Source organism: Anaerococcus sp. HMSC075B03, assembly GCF_001815585.1.
Lineage (GTDB): Bacteria > Bacillota > Clostridia > Tissierellales > Peptoniphilaceae > Anaerococcus > Anaerococcus vaginalis.
On the sequence record NZ_KV821170.1, the window covers coordinates 1 to 233 of the forward strand.

Genomic DNA, 233 nt, shown 5'->3' on the forward strand with positions numbered 1-233 from the left:
GTAACCCACAAATTTGTAAGTAAAGATCCAAACAAAAAACTTCCACAAGAAGTACTAGATCAACTACCAGCAAATCAAACTGGCAAAGTAAAAGGCGACGAAGTAACACCTACAGTTCCAAAAACAAAAGAAGTAAAAGTAAAAGATGGTACTTGGAAATTTGTAAAATATGACAAAGATAACAAAACCGTAGAAGATAAAGATGTAGAATTCACAGGAACATGGGAATTTAT

At 32.6% G+C, this 233-nt stretch carries 1 protein-coding gene; it reads left to right on the plus strand.

Going from position 1 to position 233, the window contains the following annotated elements; genetic code table 11:
* Nucleotides 1–233: SHIRT domain-containing protein (locus HMPREF3045_RS02325; RefSeq protein WP_218970137.1), on the plus strand; the 233-nt coding region annotated here is incomplete at both ends.